The organism is Asanoa sp. NPDC049573 (genome assembly GCF_040676615.1).
Taxonomy (GTDB): Bacteria; Actinomycetota; Actinomycetes; order Mycobacteriales; family Micromonosporaceae; genus Asanoa.
Window position 1 is genome coordinate 1 of the sequence record NZ_JBFAPI010000045.1, and the last position, 7,064, is coordinate 7,064.

Here is a 7,064-nt window from a genome sequence, read left to right on the forward strand (position 1 = left end):
CTATGCCTGGACGTCAACGGCGCCGCCACCGCCAACGGCACCGCGGTCATCGTCTGGACCTGCCACGGCGGCAGCAACCAACGCTGGACCCGCGCCTGACACCGCGTCGCGTCCGGCTTCGCGGGAGCTGAGAGACCGTCGCCGGTCGGCGCACACCGGGCACGCCGACCGGCGGCGGTCGACGCCCCGTCACAGGGGTGTGGTGGGGCCACGCACTACTGAGGCGCCACGGACCGGGCCCTCGTTCCCGAGGCTGTCGGCGATCCGGCGCTTCGCGTCGGACACGGCCTCGTCGGAAGCCCGGGGCAGGACCTCCTCCCACAGCGGGAGCATCATCTTCTGTGCCTGGAGCATTCCCAGCGGGCGGGGCAGAAACCAGACGTGGAAGTGTGCTCCGCCGTCACCCCAGCGGTAAACGTGCGTTCGCGCGACGTCCGGCAGGGCCAGCAGCGCCCGATCGATCCGGCCGGTCAGGACGCCGAAGTCCTGGGCCAGGGCGGGATCCAGGTCGGCGAACGAGTCGACGTGTACGCGGGTCGCGAGCCAGACCGCCCCCGCGAGGCTGGTTTTCCACGCCGTGGTTGAGGATCCAGTTCTCGTCGGACCAGATGGTGTGCGGGCCGTCCCCGCCCGGGCAGACGCGGCACGGCTCGCCGCCCGGGTCGCCTCGTCGCGGCGGTTCGGGAACGACCGGGGCCGCCAACGGTCGTCGCGTCAGCGGTGGTGCGTACGGCAGCTCCATCATTGTCCTTCCTCTCTCGGGTCTCGGCTGTCTCGTCAGGCGCGCACCGCGGAGAACGAGAACCACTCGTCCTCCGGCTGGATGTCGACCCTGATGTCGGTGAACCCGGCAGCAGTGAGGCGGTCTCGCAGCCCGTGCGGGTCGACCGGTGTGTAGATGTCGTCGTGATGGAATTCGCGCAGGCCCGAACTGGCGATGCTGTCCGATCCGGCGAAGACGCCGCCGGACCGCAGCACCCGTCGCGCGTGCCGGAACAGGGCGTCCTGGTCCGGCGCGGAATGGACGTGGTGCAGCATCGTGAAGGACAGCACCGCCGTGAAGGTGCCATCCGGGAACGGCAGATCCTCGCCGCGGCCTTCGACCACCGCTATGTCCGGCAGCCGGCGACGTAGTCTCGCGGCCAGCCCGGGGTCGATCTCGACGGCGGTCAGCTGTCCACCCAGGACGGCGAGGCGAGCGGTCGACGCACCGTAGCCCGGCCCGATCTCCAACAGCCGATGCCCGACGTCGCGACCGTCGAGTGCGCTGGGCACCACCTCGCCGGCGATGAACTCGGCCCACCGACGCGAGCTGCACAAACGCGCGTGCCCATCATTCACAGCGCCTCCTCGGTTCACTCGTGTGTCACTAGTGAAACACGAGCGTTTCAAGGATGGCAAGACATCGCCGCAGGCGTTATGACGCCGGGAGCAGGCCGTGCATGACCAGGTGGAGCACCTTCTGCTGGGCCCGTTCGGCCGACCATTGATGCCGTCCGCGCAGGTGGCTGTAGGTCCACGCCACGCAGTTGAAGGCCACCTCCGCAACCTCGTCGGCGCTGTCGCCGCCGGCCAGCGTGCCGTCGGCCTGTCCGTCGCGAACGAAGCGGCGATAAGGGTCGAGATAGTTCAGTTGCCGCCGACCCGGGTCTCCCTGGTGAAAGACCTCGTCCGACGCGAGTACGAGCGGAAGGTGCCGTTCGATCACCTGGCACAGCACCGACAGGCCGTGTTCCAGCCGGACCCGCCCCGACTCGTCCGAGGTCAGCAGGGGCCACATGGAGAGGCGGAAGTCGTCGGCGACGGCGTCGAGCAGCGCCGCCAGCAGCGCGTCGCGCGTGACACCTTTCCGCCACACCGTCGACCGCGACTGCCCAGCCCGTTCGGCCACCTTCTCCAGCGTCACACCATCCCACCCGGTCTCGGCCAGGACGGCGATGGCAGCATCCAGAAGTCGCGGATCGAGTACCGGGTCGGTCATACCCCGCACACTAGCGCCCCATCGTTGCAACGCCGACGTAGCACTGCGGCACCGCCGAGCCACACCTCGGCGCCCTACACCGGGCCGCCGACGGTGCGGTGCGCCGGTGCGGCTGGCCGGCCTCCGAAGCTGGCCAGGGCCGACTCGAGCAGCGGCAGGGCACGGGTGATGCCGCCGGTGCGGATCAGCACGTCCCACAGTGGCTCGAACTTCTTCCAGCCACCGGCGTACGCCAGGTGCCGCAGGCGGTCCCGGGTCTGGTCCTTCGTCGACGCGCCGCGCCAGATCGCGGCCCAGCGGTAGAACTCGCGGTAGGCCCGCCAGTAGCCGTCTTCGAGCTGTCGCGGTGTCATCCCCACCGGCCGGTAGACGACGTGTCGGGTGTCGTAGCGGTCCCAGTCGTCGTGCGTGATCCGGCCGGCCGCGGCCATCCGCCGGTAGAGCCCGGTGCCGGGATAGGGCGTCATGATGTGGAACGTCGCGGTCTCGATGCCCTGGGCCACCGCCCAGTCGACGGTGCGGTCGAAGACGTCCGGAGCGTCGCCGTCCATTCCGAAGACGAAGCTGGCGTTGACCATCACGCCGAGGTCGCGCAGCCGGCGCACCACGGCCGCGTAGTCGCGGCCGATGTTCTGGCGCTTGCGTTGGGTGCGCAGGTTGTCGCCGTTGATGCTCTCGAAGCCGACGAAGAGGCTGCGCAGACCGGCGCCGACCGCCTGCTCCAGCAGGCCGGGCGCGAGCACCGAGTCGACCGTGCCGGCCGCCTGCCACACCCGCCCGGTGCCGGCCATCCCGGCGAACAGCGCCTCCGCGAACCGCCGGTTGCCGAGCAGGTGGTCGTCGAGGAAGTAGACGTGCCGGCCGGGCAGCCGGTCGATCTCGGCGAGCGCCGCGTCGACCGTCTGCGTGTAGAAGGACTTCCCGCCTTCGAAGAACGCGTCCTTGTAGCAGAAGTCGCAGTGGTGCGGGCAGCCGCGGGAGACCACGATGGAGTTCGGCACGAGGTAGCGGTGTCGCGCGATCAGGTCGCGGCGCACCGGCGGCAGCCCGGTCAGCGTCCGGGTCGTCGAGTCATACCGCCGTCGCGGTTCGCCGCGGCGGAACTCCTCGAGGAACACCGGCCAGGTGTCCTCCCCCGGCCCGACGAAGATGGTGTCCGCGTGCGCGGCGGCCTCCTCGGGCAACGACGTGACATGCAGACCACCCATCGCCACGGGTACGCCACGGGCGCGGTAGCCGTCGGCCAGCTCGTAGGAGCGCCGGGCCGAGGTGATGTAGGGCTGGATGACGACCAGGTCCGGGCGGTCGTCGTCGATCCGGAGCCGCTCGACGTGCTCGTCCCAGATCCGCACCTCGTCGTCGGGGTGCAGATAGCCGGCCAGCGTGGCCAGGCCGAGCGGTGGGAACAGCGCGTACTTGACCGGCCGGAACATTGGGCTGGTGGCCTCGGTGAGCGCCGGGAGGATCATGGTGACCCGCATGACCCGGACGCTACGGAGCCGATGTGGTCAGCCGGCGGCGGCCGTGTGCAGATCCTGTGCCCGTGCCGGCACCGCCTGTGGCACCACCCGGTGCGCGGTCGCCAGCACCGCGGCGACCAGCAGGCCGGCGGTGCCGGCGATGCCGAGCGCGCCGCCACCGTATGCGGTGAGCAGCCGGTACCGGCTCAGCTCGTCGACCGGCGTCGCCAGGACCTGGTTGGTCAGCACCACGGCGAGCGCGGCGCCGGCCAGCAGACCGAGCCCGACCACGGCGAGGGTGACCGAGGTGAACCTGTTGGCCGGGCCGTAGTCGACACCGCCGTGCCCGCGCTGCGCGGCCAGGATGAACAGCCCGGCGACGTTGGCCCAGACGCCGACGACGAGCAGCGCGGCCACCACGTCGCTGGGCCGGTGCCAGCCGGCCGACAGCGTCGCGATCCCGACCACGGCGGTGGCCGCCGCGCCGAGCAGCGCCCCCGCGCCGCGCAGCCGTGCCGGCAGCACGAGCAGGAGGGCGACCGCCACGGCCGCGGCGATCGTCGCGTGCCCGCTGGGCAGGCTGTTGCCGGCGGCCGCCCGCTCCATGTCGACGCCCAGCTCCGGGCGCTCGACCAGCCGCTTGAGCAGCTGGGTGGTCACGTTGGCGCCGACGATCAGCAGGATCGCGCCGAACGCCACCGCGACCCGGCGCCGGATCAGCGCGATGAAGCCGATCACTGCGGTGGCGGCGACCAGCGACACCACCGACACGGTGTTGAGGACCGAGTTGACGACGTCTTCGATCCGGGCCTGCCCGATCCAGTTGCCGGCCAGTGCCACGGTGTCGAGCAGTTGCCCGTGCGTGGAGCGCACGAAGAACTGCCAGACCGCGATGAGGCCGGCGACCTCGACGACGGCCAGCAGCACGAACCAGAGGGCCAGGCCGATCGGCCACCTACGCATGCCGAGAAACCTAGCCGACGGCCGGGCGGCCCGCCGGAATGGCTCAGGACTCCGCGCGGCCCTGACGCCAGTAGCCCATGAACGCGACCGACCCGCGGTCCCAGCCGAGCTCGTTGACCAGGTGCCGGCGCAGGGTGGTGATCGCGGCCGACTCGCCGGCCAGCCAGGCGTAGCGGTCGCCGACCGCGCCCTCTTCGGGCACCTCCCAGATGTCGCCGCCGGGCTCCAACGCGTCGACGGCCGCGCGGAGGCCGGCGCGCACCGGCCGGCCGGCCACCACCAGCCGGACCGCGGCCACCAACGGCGCGCCGTAGTCATGCCCGCCGTCGCGGGACACCCAGGTCAGCCGCACGCCGGCCGGGGTGGCCAGCGGCAGCACGTCGTCGGTGGTCGGGACCTCCAGGACGACCTCGCCGCGGGCGTCCTCGGGCAGGCGGGCCAGGATCGCCGCGACCGCCGGCACCGCGGTCTCGTCGCCCGCGATCAGCAGCTTGGCCACCCCGGCCGGCGGGCGGAACTCCAGCCCGCCGTGGTCGCCGTCGTGCTCGGCGTCGGGGCCGAGCAGCACCAGCGGGTCGCCGGTGGCAGCGCTCAGCACCCAGCGCGAGGCCGGCCCGCCGTCGCCGTGCACGACCATGTCGACGTCGACCTCGCCCGCGTCGCGGCGCACCGCCGCGGCGGTGTAGGTGCGGATCGGGTTGCGCCGCTCGTCGGGCAGCGCACGCCAGGTCGACCACCAGCCCTCGCCCGTCGGAAGGTGCTCGAAGCCGTGCTCGGGCACCGGCAGGCACAGCTTGATCCGCTGGTCGTAGCCGTTGTCGGCGAACGACGTGAGGCAGTCGCCGACGAAGGTGACCCGGACGAACGACGGGCTGACCCGGCGCACCGCTCCGACGGTCACGGGGAAGAACCGCCACGAGGGGGTCATGACACACCTCCGGACGCGGTGCGCGACCGCCACAGGAGCCAGACGAAGTAGGGCGTGCCGATCAGCGCCGTGACCAGGCCGGCCGGGATCTGGGCCGGCGCGATGACCGTGCGGCCGAGGGTGTCGGCCGCGCTGACCAGCACCGCGCCGAGCAGTGCGGCCACCGGCAGCACCCGGGTGTGCCGGCCGCCGACCAGGGCCCGGGCCGCGTGCGGTGCGACCAGGCCGACGAAGCCGACCACGCCGACGGCCGACACCGCGGTCGAGGTCAGCAGCGCGGCCGAGACCAGGGCGATCATCCGGGTGCGTTCCAGCCGCACCCCGAGCACCCGCGGCGTGTCCTCGTCGAGAGCCAGCAGGTCAAGGTCACGCCGGGCGTACGCCAGCAGGGGCACCGTGATCGCCAGGGCCACCAGCACCGGCATCACCTGACCCGCGGTGCGGCCGTAGGTCGACCCGGACAACCAGGTCAGCGCCTTGCCGGTGTTGTAGGGATCGGTGGCGATGATGATCATCGTGATCACCGCGAAGAGCCCGGTCTGCATCCCGATGCCGACCAGCACCAGCCGGTCGGAGCTGAGACCGCCGCGCCAGGCCAGGCCGTAGACGATCGCGAAGGCGATCAGCGCGCCGGCACCGGCCACCCCCGACATGACCCACACGGAGGCGAGCGGCGCCACCGAGATGAGGATGACCGCGCCGACTCCGGCGCCGGCCGAGATGCCCAGCAGGCCCGGCTCGGCGAGCGGGTTGCGGCAGACCGCCTGCACGGTCGTGCCGGCGACGGCGAGGGCCGCGCCGGCCAGCAGGGCCGCGAACACCCGCGGGTAGCGCTGGTCGAGCACGAACGTGTAGGCCGGGCCCGTCTGGTCGCGCAGCCAGTTGACCACGTCGCCGAGCAGCACCCAGGTGTCGCCTGCGAGCATGCCGAGGACCACGGCGGCGATCGTGAGCGCGATGCCGACCGCGAGCACGACCAGGAACGCGGCGCGGGACCGCAGCCGGCCGGACGTCGACTGCGACGTGGTGCGGGCGTCCCGGTGCCGCCGGGCCAACCAGACCAGCAGCGCCGCGCCCAGGATCGAGGTGACCACGCCGGTCGGCACCTCGACGCCGGCCTGGGCGCCGACGGCGGCCCGCAGCAGCACGTCCGAGCCGACCACGACGAGCACGCCGACGATGCCCGACAGCGGCAGCAGCACGGCATGCCGTCGCACCCCCGGTACCACGCGCGCGAGCAGGCGCACGATCGCCGGGGCGCACAGGCCGACAAAGCCCACCGGGCCGACCAGCGTGACCGCGGCCGACCCGAGCAGCACGGTCAGCACGACCACGACCAGCCGGGTGCGCCGCACGTCGACGCCGAGCACGGTGGCCGGGTCGTCGCCTAGGGCCAGGACGTCCAGCCGGCGGGCGGCGAGCAGCAGGCCGGCCAGGCCCAGTGCGACAACCGGGGTCAGCCGGGTGACGGCGTCGAGGTCGCTCTGCACCAGGGAGCCGTTGCCCCACGCGTACAGGCCGATGGTGTCCTGCTCGAAGAGCAGCAGGAGCACGGTGGTCAGCGACCCGAGGGCCAGCGCGACCGCGGTGCCCGCGAGGATCAGCCGGGGGGGGGGGGGGCGGCCCCCCCGGGGGGGGGGGGGGGGGGGGGGGGCGGGGCCCCCCCCCCCCCGGCCCCCCCCCGCGCCCGCGGGGCGGGCCCCGCCGCGGGGGGGGGGCGCCGACCCCGGGC

The 7,064-nt window shown here is 73.0% G+C and carries 8 protein-coding genes; 1 reads left to right on the plus strand and 7 read right to left on the minus strand.

Annotated elements, in window-relative coordinates; translation table 11 throughout:
* Positions 1 to 99 (plus strand): ricin-type beta-trefoil lectin domain protein (locus AB0J74_RS38720; RefSeq protein ID WP_363458271.1); only part of this gene is annotated, 99 nt, incomplete at its 5' end.
* Between the two features lie 90 nt (positions 100 to 189).
* Here AB0J74_RS38720 and AB0J74_RS38725 read toward each other — a convergent pair.
* From AB0J74_RS38725 to AB0J74_RS38755, 7 genes are all read right to left on the minus strand, one after another.
* Complete coding sequence (locus AB0J74_RS38725; protein WP_363458251.1) at positions 190 to 336, minus strand: hypothetical protein; 147 nt, start codon at positions 334 to 336, stop codon at positions 190 to 192.
* A gap of 441 nt (positions 337 to 777) precedes the next feature.
* Positions 778 to 1,341 carry a methyltransferase domain-containing protein gene (locus tag AB0J74_RS38730; RefSeq protein ID WP_363458254.1) on the minus strand — a complete coding sequence of 188 codons (564 nt, stop codon included), beginning with the start codon at positions 1,339 to 1,341 and terminating at the stop codon, positions 778 to 780.
* Positions 1,342 to 1,417: 76 nt separating this feature from the next.
* Positions 1,418 to 1,981 (minus strand): helix-turn-helix domain-containing protein, encoded by a 564-nt coding sequence (locus AB0J74_RS38735; RefSeq protein WP_363458257.1) that lies wholly within the window; start codon positions 1,979 to 1,981, stop codon positions 1,418 to 1,420.
* 74 nt (positions 1,982 to 2,055) lie between these two features.
* Positions 2,056 to 3,462 carry a radical SAM protein gene (locus AB0J74_RS38740; protein WP_363458260.1) on the minus strand — a complete coding sequence of 469 codons (1,407 nt, stop codon included), beginning with the start codon at positions 3,460 to 3,462 and terminating at the stop codon, positions 2,056 to 2,058.
* A 27-nt stretch (positions 3,463 to 3,489) separates the two neighbouring features.
* Positions 3,490 to 4,404, minus strand: coding sequence for a phosphatase PAP2 family protein (locus AB0J74_RS38745; RefSeq protein ID WP_363458262.1), 915 nt, complete (start codon positions 4,402 to 4,404; stop codon positions 3,490 to 3,492).
* A 43-nt stretch (positions 4,405 to 4,447) separates the two neighbouring features.
* Positions 4,448 to 5,332 (minus strand): siderophore-interacting protein, encoded by an 885-nt coding sequence (locus AB0J74_RS38750; protein ID WP_363458265.1) that lies wholly within the window; start codon positions 5,330 to 5,332, stop codon positions 4,448 to 4,450.
* Positions 5,329 to 7,064, minus strand: a 1,736-nt coding sequence (locus tag AB0J74_RS38755; RefSeq protein ID WP_363458268.1) for an iron ABC transporter permease, incomplete at its 5' end; no start/stop codon positions are given. The genes AB0J74_RS38750 and AB0J74_RS38755, both read right to left, overlap by 4 nt.